This is a genomic window from Leucobacter faecis (assembly GCF_054456635.2).
On record NZ_JBTJEP020000041.1, the window covers coordinates 1 to 1,115 of the forward strand.

A 1,115-nucleotide genomic window follows, 5' to 3' on the forward strand; every position below is an offset into this window, starting at 1 on the left:
CCCTCAGTACCCATCCACTCGATCTCCTTGTAGAACTTCGTGTTCTTATCGACGTCAGAGAAGCTCTGCGTCTTCGGAGCGTAGTTACGCGGCGCATTGATACGGAAAATGAACGCCGCCATCGCATCACGATCAAGCTTCGAACCGGGGCGGTACGTGCCGTCAGCGTAACCCGTCGAGATACCCGACTCCTTCATCCACATGATCTCGCGGTAGAACTTGTGGTTCGTCTTCACGTCCTTGAACAGCGACTTCTTCGGAGCCTTGTAGTTCTTCGGCGCCTGCATACGGAAGATGAACGCCGCCATCGCCTCACGCGTCATATCCGCGCTCGCGCGGTACTCATGACCACCCGAAACCTTCCAACCCGTCGACAGCTTGGTGCAGTGCATCCAATCAATCTCGGGGTAGAACTTGTAACCCGTCGCCACATCCAGGAACGGTGACTTCGCACGCGGCTTCGTCACATCACACTTCGCGGCCGTCGGCGGAACCGGCGTACCCGAAGCATCACTCGACGCGCTCGCATTCGCGGCAACAGCTGCCGCAGCCTGAGCAGTCGCCGACTGCTGAGCCGTACCCGACGCAGCCGAATCAGAATCAGCCTTCGAGTGCGCTGCCGCCTGCGCCGCCGCCTGAGCCGAAGCCTGAGCCTTGGTCGAAGCGTTCGTCGAAGCCTGCGCCTTCGCCGCAGCCTTCGCCGCCGCCTGAGCCGCCGCCTGCGCAGTCGCCGTCGCCTTCGCCGTCGCCTTCGCCGAAGCGTCCGACGAGTTATCAGCCATCGCTGCAGCCTTCGCCGCCGCGTTCGCCTTCGAGTCAGCCGCCGCCGAAGCCGACGCGTTCGCGTTCGCATCAGCCTTCGAGCTCGCCGAGGCATTCGAGTTCGCCGAAGCCTTCGACGAAGCATTCGTCGACGCGTTCTGGTTCGCCGCCGCCTTCGCCGCCGCGCCCGCGTTCGAATTCGCCGCAGCCGTACCCTCAGCAGCCGAATCCGAATCGTTCTTCGAGTTCGCCGCCGCCTGAGCCGACGCCTTCGCCGCAGCCTCAGCCTTCGACGAAGCATTCGTCGACGCGTTCTGGTTCGCCGCCGCCTTCGCCGCCGCCTGAGCGTTCGC

General features: G+C 63.6%; 1 protein-coding gene. It reads right to left on the bottom strand.

Translation table 11 applies throughout. The features are described from left to right. Positions 1–1,115, bottom strand: a 1,115-nt coding sequence (locus ACXR2T_RS15760; RefSeq protein WP_489945562.1) for an S-layer homology domain-containing protein, incomplete at both ends; no start/stop codon positions are given.